Raw genomic sequence first — 16,350 nt, 5'->3', positions numbered from 1 at the left:
TTCATAAAGCCATTCTCCACCTTGTCAACTTATCATTGTTCTTGTCACAACTGTCAATTTATCGTCAATCATCACAACAACTTTTTCAATTCATAAATAGTATTCATAGCCTCCATTGGAGTTAGATTCATCAAATCAACAGCTCTTAAGGCTGCTATAACCTGCTGATCAGTATTCTCTTCAAACAAGGATAATTGCTCCACTCTATTCATTTCTTTTGAAAAGGAAGAAGTCTTAGAATCTTCTAAAATCGGTAATTGAACAGCATTAGATTCTAAATTGCTTAAAATTGAATCTGCTCGCTCAAGAAGCTTTCCAGGGAGACCAGCAATCTTGGCAACGTGGATACCATAGGATTTATCTGCTGGACCTTCTGCAATTTTATGAAGAAAAGTCACTTCGCCATCATTTTCTAAAGTTGCCACATGAACATTGACAAGTTGCGTCAACTCCGTTGACAACTCTGTCAATTCGTGATAGTGAGTTGCAAACATCGTCTTGGCACCAATATAATTGTGAATATATTCAATGATAGATTGAGCTAGTGCCATACCATCATAAGTTGCTGTCCCGCGGCCTAACTCGTCAAATAAAATCAAAGAATTTTGACTGGCGCGTTTAATAGCTTGGTTAGCTTCCATCATTTCAACCATAAAAGTTGATTGCCCCGAAATTAAATCATCAGCTGCACCAATACGCGTAAAAATTGCATCAAAAATCGGTAAATCAACCTTGTCAGCTGCTACGAAGGAGCCTAACTGAGCCATGATAGCCGTCAAGGCCAACTGACGCATATAGGTGGATTTCCCACTCATGTTTGGACCTGTGATTAACTGAATACTAGTATTCTCATCAAAAACAATGGTATTTGGAATGTACTCCTGCACTCCCATAACTTTTTCAACAACTGCATGACGCCCATTTTCAATCTTAATACGATGGGTATCATTAAAACTTGGCCGAACATAATGGTTATTTTCAGCTACTACCGCTAAACCTTGCAGTACATCAACAGTAGCAATTGCTTTGGCAAGGTCTTGTAAACGCGTAATATAGCGTTCAACCTGTGCACGGATACTCATAAAAATATCATACTCTAAACTAGCTGACTGTTCACGTGCTTCTAGCATCTCTCCTTCAATCTTAGCTAGTTCAGCAGTCCCATACCGTTCTGAGTTTTTCAAAGTAGCCTTACGGAAAAAATAATCTGGAACCAACGAAAGATTAGAATTGGTCACATGAAAATAATATCCATCTTTGCGGTTATAATCAATTTTAAGCGTGCTAATTCCACTAGCCTGACGCTCCTTTGCCTCAATTTCTGCAATCCAACCTGTCCCCTCACGTAATACTTTTCGATACTTATCAAGGGTATCATCAAAGCCAGTCCTAATAATATTTCCTTCAGTAATTGTCGCTTGAGCGTCTGGATCAATGGCTGAACGAATAAGGCTTTCTAACTCAGGTAACGTATCAAGTTGGTTGACAAGCTTATCAAGTTCAGGTGCGCCGATAGATTCCAATATCGATTTTATCAAGGGAACTCGTGCCAAGGTATCTCCCAATTGAAGGAGATCTTTGGGATTAGCTTTTCCAAATGAAACACGGCTAGCCAGTCGTTCAATGTCATAAACACCCTTAAGGCTTTCCGATAAATCACTACGCTCAAAAAAATGATCCAAAAAAACTTGAATAATGTCTTGACGCTCAAGAATTCTCTCCAAATTTACCAATGGACGATCAATCCAATTTCGCAGAAGACGCATCCCCATTGCAGTCTGAGTCTCATCTAGCAACCAATAGAGACTACCATGCTTCTTTCCTGTCCTTGCATTTTCTAATAAATCCAAACTTGTTTTTGTTGCATAAGACATCTGCAGATAGTTTTTTATCTCATAATGAACAAGCTTCTGTAAGTGACTGAGTTCACGTTTTTGTGTTTTATGAACATAGCAGAGCAATTTCTCAGCTGCTGAGATCTCCACTTCTGTCAAGTTAGTGTCAATCAAGTGTACATCGTCAAAACGATCTTTTTCAGCTGATAAAAGTAAATTCATCTGTTTTACTAACACCTGCTCATCTGCCTCTGATAGATCATAACCGATAACAAGTTCACGAGCTTTAAGGTTCTGAATTTCACTGCGAACAGCTGCAAAATCGTTCAAGTTTGTGGCAAAAAATTCACCCGTTGATACATCCATATAAGCCAAACCAAACATTTGGCCATCAGTGTCAATAGCCACAAGAAAATTATTGGCATTGTCTGGTTTAGTAGAATCAACAACAGTCCCTGGTGTGATAACTTGTACCACTTCACGTTTAACCACGCCAACAGCCTTTTTAGGATCTTCAACCTGCTCTGCAATAGCAACTTTATAACCCATCTCCACAAGCACATCAATGTATTGTTGCGCCGAATGATATGGAACCCCCGCCATCGGAATTGGATTTTCTGCATTTTTGTTTCGGCTAGTTAGACTGATTTCTAAAATCTGAGCAGCCTTAACCGCATCTTCATAAAATAATTCATAAAAATCCCCCATACGAAAAAGCAAAAAAGCATCTGGATAATCTTTTTTGACATCCAAATACTGTTGCATTCCTGGAGAAATTTTGTCATTTGCCATTGACTAACTCCTCATTAATTCTGTCTTCTATACGTTTAGTGACATACTGGATGAGATCACTTGCATCTTGCATCTTACTACGGTAATCCTGAACAATCGGAAGCTCTAAAAGGTCTTTCTGAATTTGCTGCGCTTGCTTATCCGCTTCATGTTCTGCCTTTTGCTTATCAATTTTTTTAAATAGCACAGCATCTTGTTGATGAGCTTTCATTTTATGTACTAAATGTTTTAATTCTGGATAAGATTTCAGTTTTTGTTCAACTTTCTGAAAAGATTGAACACTTTCATGATGCTGAACAGCTTCGGCCAGCCGTAAAACAGCCTCTTCGTAATTACTCATAGTGTCGCCGATAACTCCTGCTCAAATTTTTGAGCTATCTCCTCATCTTTGCAAATCACAAGGAGAGTGTCTGCGCCAGCAATTGTTCCCAGAACCTCTGGAACTCCATCACTATCAATGACATTAGCAAGGACGTCTGCTTCCCCCAAATTTGTGTGCAATACTAGCATAAAGCCTGCGCGCGCAACCTTCAAAATATAGGGAATTACTGCCGAACTAAAACTACTATTACTTGTTTCTGCGAGGCTATAATAGAGTTTCCCCTCAGCATTACGCAACTTGAGCAGACCTATTTCACGCAAATCACGTGATAATGTTGCCTGAGTTACATCAATTCCTTCCTCATGCAATTTTTTCTTGATTTCCTCTTGAGTACCAATTTGTCCCGACTGAATCAGACGTTTTATCAAATTTTGTCGACTAATTTTATTCATTTATTTTCCTCGTTTAGTATAATTATCCCTAAAATTATACCAAAAATTTTCTTTTTTTTCATCTATCTATTGTTCTTTAAAAGAGAAGTCACGTAAAACTTACCCTAAATTTTCAAAAACAGTTCTAATGCTCAATGAAAATCAAAACCAGACTAGACGACATAATTGCAGATAGAACTGTTTTCATCAAATAAAGCAACAGCCGTCTGAGTTTGATTTCCTTCGGAAAGTATAAATGGTAACTTCGAAGAAAATCAATATTTCAACGTGTTGTATTTCAAATTTCATCAGGTCAAGAGCTTTGAAAAGGTCTGATACTCAATGAAAATCAAAAGTAGCCTAGGAAACGAAGCCGACGATAGAACTTGAGTTCATCAAGGCAAGTTGACAACGGATAATTTTGATTTTCGAAGAGTATGAGTATTTTTATTTTATCGTTAATTATGTTTACCTACCTAATATCAACTTCTTACAAGAAAATACAATTTTTGTTTAGGTTTAGAAATCTAAGAGTTTACTTTTTTGAATTTTATCTTTTTTAAACGTTTTCTGGCTCTACAGCTCTGCTTTTTTATGATAAAATAGTATGACTACACTATTATGAGGAGACTTTCATGGATACCAAAATACTCATTGCCCAAGAAATTGCTAAAGTTGTTCCCGAACTTGAGCAAGATAATATCTTAAAACTACTCGAAAAACCTAAAAATACTGATATGGGAGACTTTGCCTTCCCTGCCTTTTCTCTGGCAAAAGTGTTACGTAAAGCACCTCAGATGATTGCTACTGAAATCGCCGAGAAGATTGATACCTCTGCTTTTGAAAAGGTTCAAGCAGTTGGTCCTTACATTAATTTCTTCCTCGATAAATCCAAAGTTTCAGCCGATGTCCTTAAACAGGTCATCTCAGAAGGTCGGAACTACGGTCAGCAAGATTTAGGACAGGGACGTCATATCGCCTTTGACATGTCTAGCCCAAACATCGCTAAACCCTTCTCTATCGGTCACTTGCGCTCCACTGTCATTGCCGATAGTTTGGCTAATGTCGTTGAGAAACTTGGCTATAAACCTGTCCGTATCAATCACCTAGGTGATTGGGGTAAACAATTCGGAATGCTTATCGTAGCCTATAAAAAGTGGGGTGATAAGGCAGCCGTTGAAGCTAATCCGATTTCAGAATTGCTAAAACTTTATGTCCGTATCAATGCCGAGGCAGAAAAAGATCCTACGATTGATGAAGAGGCACGTGAGTGGTTCCGAAAACTTGAAGCAGGCGATCAAGAGGCTACCGAACTTTGGCAATGGTTCCGTGACGAAAGCTTAGTTGAATTCAATCGTCTTTATAAAGAGCTTGATGTCTCCTTTGATTCCTATAATGGCGAGGCCTTTTATAACGACAAGATGGACGAAATAGTGAATCTTCTGGAAGAAAAAGGCTTGCTAGTAGAGTCACAAGGTGCACAAGTGGTTAATCTTGAAAAGTACGGCATTGAACACCCAGCTCTTATAAAAAAATCAGATGGGGCAACACTTTACATCACTCGTGATTTAGCTGCAGCCCTCTATCGCAAACGTACTTATGATTTCGCACAGGCCATATACGTTGTCGGAAACGAACAAGCTGCTCACTTCAAACAGTTAAAAGCAGTTCTAAAAGAAATGGGCTATGATTGGTCAGATGATATGACCCATGTAGCATTTGGGCTTGTAACAAAGGGTGGTAAGAAACTCTCGACCCGCAAGGGTAATGTTATCCTCCTTGAGCCAACCATTGCTGAAGCTGTCAGCCGTGCTCAAGCACAGATCGAAGGAAAAAATCCAAATCTAGTAAATAAAGAAGCCGTTGCTCATGCAGTTGGAGTGGGAGCCATCAAGTTTTATGACCTTAAAACCGATCGTATGAACGGTTATGACTTTGATTTAGAAGCCATGGTATCTTTCGAAGGCGAAACCGGACCTTACGTTCAATATGCTCATGCCCGTATCCAATCTATTTTACGAAAAGCCAGCTTTACACCAATTGTCAACCAAGTTTACAGTTTAAATGACCCTGAAAGTTGGGAAATTATAAAGCTAATTCAAGACTTCCCACGCATCATCAACCGTAGCTTTGACAATTACGAACCATCAATCATAGCAAAATTTGCCATCAGCCTAGCACAGGCCTTTAACAAATATTACGCTCATACTCGTATTCTTGACGAAAGCTCTGAGCGTGATAGTCGCCTAGCTCTCTGCTACGCAACCGCAACTGTTCTAAAAGAAGCTTTACGACTCCTTGGTGTTCAAGCACCTGATGAGATGTAATAATAAAAGATATTTCAAAAATCCCAAATTCAAATGAATTCGGGATTTTTATATTCTAACTTTTATCATAATTTTTTCGTCGAATCTTAAAATCAGAAGAAACTACCTCATCAACATCAATAATAGAAATAAAGGCATCGGGATCAAGTTCTGCCATTATTCCCCGAACATCACGCACCTCACTGGGGTTAAGGACAACATAAAGAATATTAAAATCCGCTCCCGAATATGCCCCCTGTCCCTTTAAATAGGTAACTCCTCGATTTATTTCATTAAGAATTGCTTCTGCAGCTTCTTCAGACCTTTTCGTAATAATAATCATACCACGAACAGTGTAACCACCATTTTGGACAATTGTTAGAACTTGGCTGAAAACGAAACTTGCAATTAAAGTGTAAAGCATATGTTGTAAATCTACATAAGACAACGAAGCTAGTAAGACGATAGCATCAATAAACAGTAAAGTTTGTCCCAGTTTAAAGCCCATTTTTTCTTCTGCTACTCGACCAATAATATCGGTACCTCCTGTTGTAGCTCCGTAACGAAAAACTAAACCACTTCCAACTCCGGAAAAAAGCCCAGCTACAATAGCCACTAACATCATATCGTTACGAAGGGGAATTTCGATTGGGACACACTGCCATATCCAAATAAAAATAGACATGAGTACCGTCCCATAAATCGTTAATGCTAAAGACTTTTTCCCAAGAACTTTTGCCCCTAAGATAAAAAGTGGAATATTAAAAACCAAAGAAGAGTAGGCTGGATTGATACGGTACAAGGCATGAATAATCAAGGTCACACCTGCAACTCCACCTTCTGCTAGTTCGTGAGCCATATTGAATTTAACAAAACCAAATGTATAAATGGCTATCCCCAGAGCAATGAGAAGCAACTCTTTCGTTTTCGTTAAAATTTCTTTTTCCATATTACCTCACCTTATCACTATTCTTCAACTATAGTCACCCAGCTCAGCTTTTATGATTTTTCAAATCGTTTTTTTCTAGATCAATTTCCAATTAAAGTTTGGTAATAAAGCTGAAAACTATAAAGATACTACAAAAGACCATTGCCTAACACGGTTTAATTATTATCTTTTTATTGGACGCTTGTATTTGCTCCTAGCAGCCACGAACTCTGGACTCATGACTTCATCAATGCTAAAGACAGAAACAAAAGCCATCGGATCTAACTCTCGTATCATGTCCTTGGTTTCTCTCACATCCTGCGGGCTCATCGCCACATACATGACTTGCTTTTCTTTTCCAGAATAGGCTCCCTCACCTTTAAGATAAGTAACCCCTCGTCCAAGTTTTTCCATAATCTGTTGAGAAATTTCTGGAGCTTGATCTGAAATAATCATCATACCACGTACAGAATAGCCACCGTTTTGAATGATATTAACCACTTGACTGTACATAAAACTAGCAATCAAGGCATACATCATCTGGGGAATGGTAATGTAGGTCAATGATAGTATCATCACAAAAATATCAAATCCGAGCAAGGCTTGATTAAGCTGGATTCCAAACTTATCTTCAATGACACGAGCAATGATATCAGACCCACCAATTGTTCCACCGTATCGAAAAACAATACCACCACCTAGCCCTGCTATGGTTCCCGCAATCAAAGAGACAACCAAATAATCCTGTTGCAAATCAACGACTAAAGGAATTTTCTGAAAGAGCCAGATAAAAAAGTAAAGCGAAGCGATACCTTCAAGTGTGTAAACCATAGCTTTTCGACCAAAGAGATAAGCTCCTAAAATAACCAGCGGAAGATTGATAAGATACCCCGAGTACGTTGGATTCACCCCAAACAGAGCATGAAAAACAAGCGTTAAACCAGCAATCCCGTTCGCCGCAACCTTATTTGCCATGTTAAAATAAACAAAGCCAAAGGCATAGATGGCTGCGCCTAACGCAATGAAGATAAAATTTTTCAGACGAAATGTATAATCAATCTGCATTTTCCCTTACCATTTCTAATCAACGTCAACAAAACGTCCCATAACATGGACATTTTCAGCTATGGAAACAAAGGCTTTTGGGTCTGCCCTTAACATGAGGTGCTTAAAATCATTATATTCCTCACGAGTAATAATAGTGATTAGCACTGCTTTTTTCTCATGATTGTACGTTCCTTCAGCATCATTGATACAAGTAACACCTCTATGGAGTTGCTTATGAATTTTACGCGTAACCCGATCTGGATTGCTTGTGACAATCATGGCTTGCATTTTCTTTTGTTTGGTGAAAAGCGCATCCGTCACACGACTAGAGACAAAGATGGTAACCATCGAATAAAGAGCATATTGCCAACCAAATAAAAGACCCGCAAAAATCATGATAAGTCCATTAACCATAAGAGAGATATTTCCCACATCACGACCTGTTTTTTTACGGATTGTCAAACTAACAATATCAGTTCCACCGCTTGAAATTCGGGATTTTAAGCCATAGCCAATCCCAGTTCCCATGACCAAACCACCAAAAATTGCATTGATGAGCGGATCTGTTGTCAACGTAATCTGTGGCATAATTTGGATGAAAAGCGAACTCATGGTTACTGTTATAAAAGTGAAAATTGTAAATTTATGACCAATTTTATACCAAGCCAAAATTAAAAGTGGGAGGTTGATTGCATAAAAAGTCAGCGATACAGGAACGGTAAATCCAAGCAAATGGTGACTCAGAGCTGACACCACCTGTGCTAGTCCAGTAACACCACTTGAATAGACATGACCTGGCTGAAAAAAGAAATTGACCGCAATTGCCGACATCAAGCCATAAAAGAGAGAAGCGGAAAACTTCTCTGCATATTTTTCTTTGGAAATACTCCGAAGAGTACGCCACAATCCGAATTTTTTTGCCCATCGGCTAATGACAAACTTACTTCGTTTGTATAAAGATGCTTTTTTAATCATTGCTATCGATTGATAATGCTAATTCATCTAACTGTTTATCTGAAACGACACTTGGTGCCTGAGTCATTGGATCAGAAGCTTTGTTATTTTTAGGGAAGGCAATCACTTCACGGATGTTATCCTTACCAGCAAGTAGCATAACAAAACGATCAAGACCTATCGCCAAGCCACCATGCGGTGGAAAACCATAGTCCATAGCTTCCAATAAGAAACCAAATTGTTCATTAGCTGCTTCAGTTGAGAAGCCTAAAGCCTTGAACATACGTTCTTGCAATTCTTTTTGATTTATCCGTAGACTTCCACCACCAAGTTCATAGCCATTCAAAACGATATCATAGGCGACTGCACGAACTTTAGCGAGATCACCTTCAAGCTCATGCGCTGTTTCAGCTTGCGGCAAAGTGAATGGGTGATGGGCAGACATGTAGCGTCCTTCCTCTTCTGACCATTCAAACATCGGCCAGTCTACAACCCAAAGGAAGTTGAATTTCGAGCCATCAATTATGTTGAGCTCTCTAGCAATACGCGTCCGCAAAGCACCCAGTGTCGCATTTGCGATTTCAAGCGTATCTGCTACAAAAAGAACTAAGTCATTCTCTTCAAGTTGTAAAGTTGCTGTCAACTTGCCTTCAATACTTGTCAAGAACTTAGCAATTGGACCATTTAAGGAACTATTATTATATTTAACCCAAGCTAGCCCTTTAGCACCATACTGTTTAGCAACATCTGTCAATCTATCAATAGCTTTGCGAGAATACTTATCAGCATTATTTTTCACAACAATGGCTTTGACCGACGGTGCTTCTGAGAAAACTTTGAAGTCAACTTCCTTGACAATGTCTGTCAAGTCCTGTAAAAGCATATCAAACCGAGTATCAGGTTTGTCTGAACCATAGTTATTCATGGCATCATCATATACCATACGTGGGAATGGCAGTGTAACATCAATCCCTTTGGTTTCCTTCATAACACGAGCAATCATTCCTTCTGTAATGTCTTGGATTTCTTGCTCTGAAAGAAATGATGTTTCCAAGTCAACTTGTGTAAACTCAGGTTGACGGTCTCCACGCAAATCTTCATCACGAAAGCATTTAACAATTTGGTAATAGCGATCAAAACCAGCATTCATCAAAAGTTGCTTGGTGATTTGCGGACTTTGTGGAAGCGCGTAAAAATGACCTTGACTAACACGGCTTGGCACCAAATAATCACGCGCACCTTCTGGTGTTGATTTGGTCAGCATCGGTGTTTCGACATCAATAAACTCCAACTCATCTAGGTAGTTACGAATACTATGTGTTACGGCTGCACGTAATTTAAAATTACTGAGCATTTCTGGGCGTCGAAGGTCTAAGTAACGGTAACGTAAACGGGTATCATCACTAGCCTCCATACCATCTTTAATTTCAAAAGGCGTTGTTTTAGCTGTATTTAGTATAGTTAAGGCAGATACTTTCAACTCAACGCTACCTGTTGGCAAGTTAGCATTTACCTGCTCACGCGCAGCAACCTGTCCACTTACTTCAATTACAAATTCATTACGTAAGCTTTCAGCAGTTGCCATAACATCAGCAGAAACTTCCTCAGGATTGATGACCAACTGCATAATCCCTTCACGATCACGAAGGTCAATGAAAACCAGCCCACCGAGGTCTCGACGACGACCCACCCAGCCTTTCAACGTGATTTCTTGTCCGATATGTGTCGCGCGAACGCGACCAGCATACATTGTACGTTCCATGATATACATTCTCCATCTAAAATATTCATTCCCATCTATTATAGCAGAAAGCACACAAAAACCCCACCCATTGTGGGGACTTTTTTAGATTTTTAAAGAAATAGCAGAGCTAATTTGTTAAAACAGGCTTGTCAAAAAATTTTGTCACTCGAAAACCACAGTTGTCAACAATATTTGATAGACAAACGGGATGAAATCTTTTACACTAAGGGTGAGAAAAGGAGAGGTTAATATGACAGAAAATATCAATGTTGGACAAAAACTGCAGATGGCTCGTAACAAACAAGGGCTAACACAGGAACAAATAGCTCAACAACTTCAAGTTTCTCGCCAAACAATTTCTAATTGGGAGAATAATAAGTCATATCCTGATATCGTTAGCCTTATTACACTAAGTGAGCTTTACCAAATTAGCCTTGATCAACTTCTGAAAGGAGACAAAGCTATGATTGAACATTTATCAAAAAGTACTAATACTGTCGCTAGTAATCGGCGCTTATTAACGGCTATTATTTTAAATATCATTATTTTAATTGCATTTATTTTGTTTAATAGCCTCATTACCCAAAATACTACTTTGCTTTTCACCTGCTTCTTAATTGCTTTAGCAAGTACAACTTTCCTTTTTTACCAAATTATCAATCGCATTTAAGAGGTGATTTACATGCTTTTATTTGTTAGTCTTGGTTGTAGCGTTATTATTCTCTCAGGTATCTATTTGACATATCAAGTTTTTCAAGTCGTTTACCTTGATGCCCAGTATCGCCATATCAAGAAACCTAAATTATGGGCCTGGTTTTCTATTAGCGGTCAACATAGCGAAGGGCTTATTCTTTATCTTCTTACACGAAAAAAACATCCCAGAGAGGCGTTCTCCGATGATGACTTTCTAGCCTTTCAAAAAGGTAAAAAGAAAGCAATTGCGGCATTTATCTTTGAAGTGATTGGCGCAGTTCTATTTCTTATCGGTATTTGCTTTTACCACTAAAAATCAGCTAGAACAAGTCTAGCTGATTTTTATACTAATGTTTTAAAAATTTCAGCAAAATTGCTATTAATTTCTTCAAATCCAACGGTGATCTCTTGACGTGTCTTATTATTCTTAAGTGTTACTTGCCCAGCCTCAATTTCACTTTCACCTAGGGTAATAATCGTTTTTGCTTTGAAGTAATCTGCTGATTTGAATTGCGCTTTGATTTTGCGCTCAAGGTAATCACGCTCTGCTGAGAACCCTTGATGGCGGATAGCTTGCACTAACTCTAAAGCTTTGCTATTAGCCTTATCCCCTAAAACAGCCAAATAGACATCCAGACTTTGCTCAAGCGGTAACTCAATACCTTGTTTTTCCAATATGAGAAGAAGGCGCTCTAAACCTAGTCCAAAACCAAATCCTGGGGTAGTTGGTCCATCAAAATACTCTACCAATCCATCATAACGACCACCAGCACAGATAGTGAGTTCAGATTTGTCAACTTTTGTGATAAATTCAAAAATGGTGTGATTATAGTAATCTAGACCTCGTACCATATTGGTATCAATGACATAAGGAATATTTAAAACTTCTAGCATACTACGCACAGCATCAAAATGAGTTTGGCTATCTTCATCAAGATAATCTAAGATTGACGGAGCATTTTCCACCGCAACCTTATCTTCCTTTTCTTTAGAGTCCAGCACGCGTAGAGGATTTTCATCCAAGCGACGTTGGCTGTCTTTTGACAAAGAATCACGCAACGGTGTCAAATAGTCAATCAAAGCTTGACGGTAAGCTAGTCGACTTTCCGTATTCCCTAGACTATTGAGATGCAGGGTTACATCTTTAATACCAAGTTCTGTGAAGAGTTGGTAAGCCATGGCAATAGTTTCAACGTCTGTAGCTGGATTGCTGGAACCAAAGCACTCCACGCCAATTTGGTGGAACTCACGTAAACGACCAGCTTGCGGACGTTCGTAGCGGAACATCGAGCCAATATAATACATTTTGACAGGTTTCTGAACCTCTGGTGCAAAAAGTTTATTTTCCACATATGAACGCACTACTGGTGCTGTTCCTTCTGGACGCAAGGTAATGTGTCGATCCCCCTTGTCGTAAAAATCATACATTTCTTTTGTTACGATGTCAGTCGTATCGCCCACTGAGCGCGAAATGACTTCGTAGTGTTCAAATAATGGCGTACGAATTTCACCATAATTATATTTTTTGAATGTTTCACGTGCAACATTTTCTACATACTGCCATTTTTCTGATTGTCCTGGCAGAATGTCTTGAGTTCCTTTAGGTTTTTGAAGTTTCATTTTATGATATAAAGGATGTCTCCTACTAGCTAAAACAGTAACATTTTTCTACATAATGATTGTATTTTCCTTGTGGAGACTGTGTTTTTTCTCAAAAACACCCTTTTAACCCTCACCTTTCACTTAAATTCTTTTCTATTTTAACATAAAAAAAGCATCTTATAAACGTAGGTGAGCCATTTTTATGAAATTCTCATCTTCTGTTACAATTCTATTGCAATTAAGACCCTGAAAGGGTATAATTAAAACAAAGAAAACGCTTGCTGGGGGAGATTTTATGGCTACTAATTTTTCATTTAGACCATATGGAGAAAAGGCTTATCACACAGGTACTGCTATACCTGTTTTTTCATTAAAAAGCGACCGTGATTTTGGTATTGGTCAATTTAGTGACATTAAATTATTAGCCGATTTCTGTCATCAGGCTGGGCTTGATCTGATTCAACTGTTGCCAGTTAATGACACAACTGTAACAAAAACTTCTAAGGATTCTTCTCCTTATACAGCCATCTCGGTATTTGCTCTTCATCCTATTTATCTTGATTTGGAACCTCTTATTAAATATTTAGATACGAAGACGCTTAAAAACTACGAGGCAGAGAAGAAACATCTCAATGAACTTAGCGAAACAGATTATGCTGCTGTTATCACTGGAAAATTAAAATATGCCCGCCTAGCTTTTGATGCTGTAAAAAAGGATCTACTCACTGACATTGCTTTTAAGACTTTTGTTAAAGACAGACAATTTTGGTTACCTGCTTATGCCACCTTCAATTATTTACTAGAAACATTTGAAACGAAAGATTTTGACCAATGGGCGGGTTATGAGAAATTTAGCCAAGAAATTTTTGAAAGTCTCTGTCAGGATGACAAGGCCAGCGACTTCATCAATTTTCAATTTTATTTGCAATATTTGCTCCATCAGCAGCTTTTAGAAGCTAGTGACTATTGTCATTCTTTGGGAATTACTCTAAAAGGAGACATCGCCATTGGCGTTGGACGCTATTCAGTTGATGCATGGGAAAATCCTGACCTCTTTAATCTGGACATGCAAGCTGGGGCTCCACCAGATGCTTTTTCAACCACTGGACAAAACTGGGCGCTACCAACCTATAATTGGTCTGCTATTGAAGCAACTGATTTTCAATGGTGGAAAGATCGCTTGAAAACTATGGCAACCTACTTTGATGCCTTCCGTTTGGATCATATTCTCGGATTCTTCCGTATCTGGGAAATTCCTGAGACCTCTGTTCGTGGTCTGCTAGGTCATTTTACACCCGCTAAAGGATTCACCGTCGAGGAAATTGAATATTTTGGTATTCCTTATCGTTCTTGGGGGGGAGATGCTCGCTTCACTCAACCTTTTATTAAGGACTGGGTGATTGATCGTATCTTTGGTCGCGATAATCGCGACATGGTTATTCAAAATTACCTCAACTACATCGGTTTTGAAAATTATGAGATCAAAGCTGAATTCCAAGATCAACGTGTGTTACAAGAATTAGATATTGATGAAAATATTCGTCAAGGTCTCTATCAGTTGACTGAGAATGTTGTCTTTATCAAAGACCATGCAAACCCAAATCTTTATCACCCACGTATTGAACTCATGGATACAATTTCCTTTGCAGAATTTGGCCATAATGTTCAACAAACACTGCGATGGATGCACGATGACTATTACTACAACCGCAACAACCATTTCTGGAAAGAAAAGGCATTCGAAAAATTACCCGCTTTGGTTACTTCGACAGATATGCTTGCTTGTGGAGAAGATCTAGGCATGGTTCCTACAACCGTCCCAGAGGTGATGGATGAGCTGAAAATTTTAAGTCTGGCTGTGGAACGCATGCCTAGTGATCCTAGTCAATTTGTTCAAAATCTTGATAACTTAGATTACCTCTGCGTTGCTACACCATCCACTCATGATACCGCTACGCTTAGACAGTGGTGGGAAGAAGACTACGAAAATAGCCAAAATTATTATTCCAACGTTCTACACTGGTATGGGCCAGCACCACATCCTATTAATCATGATGTGATTCGTGAAATTATCCGAAGACATTTTAACTCAAATGCCATGCTGGTTATAGTCCCCTTACAAGACTTATTTGCTTTAGCTCCAGAGACAACTATCGCTGATATCAACAGTGAGCGTATTAATGATCCGAGCGATCCATTAAACAACTGGAATTATCGTATTCATCTGCCATTAGAGGAGCTTTTACAAAAAACAGACCTAATCGGAAAGATTTCTGAGCTCTCTCACACAACACGTCGATCGTACCATCATGTTTACTAGAAAGAAATATTGACACGAACTTTGAGAAGCGAGGCTGGACTTTTTGCCTAGCCTCTTAATTAGGATTAGAACATAAAAACGAGAATACTCAATACCATTAGTATGACTATTGGCATTGGTGTGGTGTCTAAGATGCAACCTCCGCTACCTGTTCTTTATTCTAATAAGTTGGAAGAAAGACTTCAAAAAGTCAAATCCTCTGGTAAACAATTATTTAGGATATTTTTGATTTTTCTAGTGGAGGTCGTTTTTATATTAAGAACTCCGCAGGAAATGGTCTGATAACTGAATTTAGCAATCACAACAAACGCATGAAGAAAAAAGTTCCAATAAATTTCTGAAATACAAAAATTTATTCTGAAAAGTTAGGGTGTCAAGAACAATAGTTACAGAAAGCAATTTTTTCAAGAGCTATTTTGGGAAAAGAAGACAACCATTTTTGAGTAAACTCTCTCGAAATACCTAAAATTTGACATTTTTACGTTTTCAAAAGTTTTTCAACAAATGATTTTCTTCATGCGTTTGTCCTGATTTAGCAACTAAAAAGGCTTTACAGAGCCTTTTTTTTGTGTTATACTGGTTTTCGTGTGAAATAACAGCAGAGAGACATGAAGCTCGTCAACAGTTGTCTTGCTATAAGTAACCTTGGCTGTTTAGGCGAAGGACACCTGCACGAATCAGGGTTTCTTAAAACGTTATTTCCTACAAAATTATATTTTTATAGGAGGACATGAAAATGTCACGTTATACAGGTCCATCATGGAAACAATCACGTCGCCTTGGTTTGTCACTTACAGGCACAGGTAAAGAGTTGGCACGTCGTAACTACGTACCAGGACAACACGGTCCAAACAACCGTTCAAAACTTTCAGAATACGGTTTGCAATTAGCTGAAAAGCAAAAATTACGTTTCTCATATGGTTTGGGTGAAAAACAATTCCGTAACTTGTTCGTACAAGCTACTAAAATCAAAGGTGGAACACTTGGTTTCAACTTTATGGTTCTTTTGGAACGCCGTCTTGACAATGTTGTTTACCGTCTTGGTTTGGCAACAACTCGTCGTCAAGCTCGCCAATTTGTAAACCACGGTCATATTCTTGTTGATGGTAAACGTGTTGATATCCCATCATACCGTGTTGAAGTTGGTCAAGTTATCTCAGTTCGTGAAAAATCAGCTAAGGTTCCTGCAATTCTTGAAGCTGTTGAAGCAACACTTGGACGTCCATCTTTCGTATCATTTGATGCTGAAAAACTTGAAGGTTCATTGACTCGTCTTCCAGAACGTGATGAAATCAACCCAGAAATCAACGAAGCACTTGTCGTTGAATACTACAACAAACAACTTTAATTTTAAAAGTATTATTAAAAGAGTCCTT

General features: G+C 38.6%; 13 protein-coding genes. 5 read left to right on the top strand and 8 right to left on the bottom strand.

What is annotated here, in order from left to right:
* Positions 1-71: 71 nt before the first annotated feature.
* Genes mutS through argR form a run of 3 tightly spaced genes read right to left on the bottom strand, consistent with a single transcriptional unit; the run spans position 72 to position 3,401 of the window.
* Positions 72-2,627, bottom strand: coding sequence for a DNA mismatch repair protein MutS (mutS, locus tag ABZ559_RS00325; RefSeq protein ID WP_367006769.1), 2,556 nt, complete (start codon positions 2,625-2,627; stop codon positions 72-74).
* A complete protein-coding gene (locus ABZ559_RS00320; protein WP_018376073.1) occupies positions 2,617-2,967 on the bottom strand; it encodes a YlbF family regulator in 351 nt (116 codons plus the stop codon). Before ABZ559_RS00320 ends, mutS begins: the two co-directional genes overlap by 11 nt.
* Positions 2,964-3,401, bottom strand: a complete 438-nt coding sequence (gene argR, locus ABZ559_RS00315) for an arginine repressor (protein WP_018376074.1) — start codon at positions 3,399-3,401, stop codon at positions 2,964-2,966. Before argR ends, ABZ559_RS00320 begins: the two co-directional genes overlap by 4 nt.
* 614 nt (positions 3,402-4,015) lie before the next feature.
* On the opposite strand from argR, the gene argS reads away from it, so the two are divergent.
* The gene (gene argS, locus ABZ559_RS00310; RefSeq protein ID WP_367006765.1) at positions 4,016-5,707 is read left to right on the top strand and encodes an arginine--tRNA ligase; all 1,692 of its coding nucleotides are present in this window, start codon (positions 4,016-4,018) and stop codon (positions 5,705-5,707) included.
* A gap of 55 nt (positions 5,708-5,762) precedes the next feature.
* Here argS and ABZ559_RS00305 read toward each other — a convergent pair whose 3' ends face one another.
* The 4 genes from ABZ559_RS00305 to aspS all read right to left on the bottom strand — a co-directional run bounded on the left by ABZ559_RS00305 (position 5,763) and on the right by aspS (position 10,377).
* A complete protein-coding gene (locus ABZ559_RS00305; protein ID WP_273403276.1) occupies positions 5,763-6,635 on the bottom strand; it encodes a YitT family protein in 873 nt (290 codons plus the stop codon).
* Between the two features lie 162 nt (positions 6,636-6,797).
* Positions 6,798-7,679, bottom strand: a complete 882-nt coding sequence (locus ABZ559_RS00300; RefSeq protein ID WP_367006764.1) for a YitT family protein — start codon at positions 7,677-7,679, stop codon at positions 6,798-6,800.
* A 15-nt stretch (positions 7,680-7,694) separates the two neighbouring features.
* Positions 7,695-8,633 (bottom strand): YitT family protein, encoded by a 939-nt coding sequence (locus tag ABZ559_RS00295; protein ID WP_367007666.1) that lies wholly within the window; start codon positions 8,631-8,633, stop codon positions 7,695-7,697.
* Complete coding sequence (gene aspS / locus ABZ559_RS00290; protein WP_277291202.1) at positions 8,629-10,377, bottom strand: aspartate--tRNA ligase; 1,749 nt, start codon at positions 10,375-10,377, stop codon at positions 8,629-8,631. Before aspS ends, ABZ559_RS00295 begins: the two co-directional genes overlap by 5 nt.
* Positions 10,378-10,621: 244 nt before the next feature.
* Between aspS and ABZ559_RS00285 the strand changes: the two genes are divergently transcribed.
* On the top strand, positions 10,622-11,029 hold the full coding sequence (locus ABZ559_RS00285) for a helix-turn-helix transcriptional regulator (protein ID WP_026217173.1): 408 nt from the start codon (positions 10,622-10,624) through the stop codon (positions 11,027-11,029).
* A 12-nt stretch (positions 11,030-11,041) separates the two neighbouring features.
* Complete coding sequence (locus tag ABZ559_RS00280; protein WP_367006762.1) at positions 11,042-11,365, top strand: hypothetical protein; 324 nt, start codon at positions 11,042-11,044, stop codon at positions 11,363-11,365.
* A 29-nt stretch (positions 11,366-11,394) separates the two neighbouring features.
* On the opposite strand, the gene hisS is transcribed toward ABZ559_RS00280, so the two are convergent.
* A complete protein-coding gene (gene hisS, locus ABZ559_RS00275) occupies positions 11,395-12,672 on the bottom strand; it encodes a histidine--tRNA ligase (protein WP_018376082.1) in 1,278 nt (425 codons plus the stop codon).
* A 277-nt stretch (positions 12,673-12,949) separates the two neighbouring features.
* Between hisS and ABZ559_RS00270 the strand changes: the two genes are divergently transcribed.
* Together ABZ559_RS00270 and rpsD are read left to right on the top strand one after the other, a co-directional pair.
* The gene (locus ABZ559_RS00270; protein ID WP_367006760.1) at positions 12,950-14,974 is read left to right on the top strand and encodes a 4-alpha-glucanotransferase; all 2,025 of its coding nucleotides are present in this window, start codon (positions 12,950-12,952) and stop codon (positions 14,972-14,974) included.
* A 736-nt stretch (positions 14,975-15,710) separates the two neighbouring features.
* On the top strand, positions 15,711-16,322 hold the full coding sequence (rpsD, locus tag ABZ559_RS00265; RefSeq protein ID WP_321058153.1) for a 30S ribosomal protein S4: 612 nt from the start codon (positions 15,711-15,713) through the stop codon (positions 16,320-16,322).
* The last annotated feature ends 28 nt before the right edge of the window (positions 16,323-16,350 follow it).

The organism is Streptococcus sp. ZY19097 (genome assembly GCF_040731245.1).
Lineage (GTDB): Bacteria > Bacillota > Bacilli > Lactobacillales > Streptococcaceae > Streptococcus > Streptococcus orisratti.
This window is presented reverse-complemented; position numbering and strand designations above follow the sequence as displayed.

Coding starts and splice junctions, on each gene's coding strand:
- mutS (WP_367006769.1), bottom strand. CDS start 2,627: ATGGCAAATGACAAAATTTCTCCAGGAATGCAACAGTATTTGGATGTC.
- hisS (WP_018376082.1), bottom strand. CDS start 12,672: ATGAAACTTCAAAAACCTAAAGGAACTCAAGACATTCTGCCAGGACAA.
- aspS (WP_277291202.1), bottom strand. CDS start 10,377: ATGGAACGTACAATGTATGCTGGTCGCGTTCGCGCGACACATATCGGA.
- rpsD (WP_321058153.1), top strand. CDS start 15,711: ATGTCACGTTATACAGGTCCATCATGGAAACAATCACGTCGCCTTGGT.
- ABZ559_RS00320 (WP_018376073.1), bottom strand. CDS start 2,967: ATGAGTAATTACGAAGAGGCTGTTTTACGGCTGGCCGAAGCTGTTCAG.
- ABZ559_RS00270 (WP_367006760.1), top strand. CDS start 12,950: ATGGCTACTAATTTTTCATTTAGACCATATGGAGAAAAGGCTTATCAC.
- argR (WP_018376074.1), bottom strand. CDS start 3,401: ATGAATAAAATTAGTCGACAAAATTTGATAAAACGTCTGATTCAGTCG.
- argS (WP_367006765.1), top strand. CDS start 4,016: ATGGATACCAAAATACTCATTGCCCAAGAAATTGCTAAAGTTGTTCCC.
- ABZ559_RS00280 (WP_367006762.1), top strand. CDS start 11,042: ATGCTTTTATTTGTTAGTCTTGGTTGTAGCGTTATTATTCTCTCAGGT.
- ABZ559_RS00300 (WP_367006764.1), bottom strand. CDS start 7,679: ATGCAGATTGATTATACATTTCGTCTGAAAAATTTTATCTTCATTGCG.
- ABZ559_RS00305 (WP_273403276.1), bottom strand. CDS start 6,635: ATGGAAAAAGAAATTTTAACGAAAACGAAAGAGTTGCTTCTCATTGCT.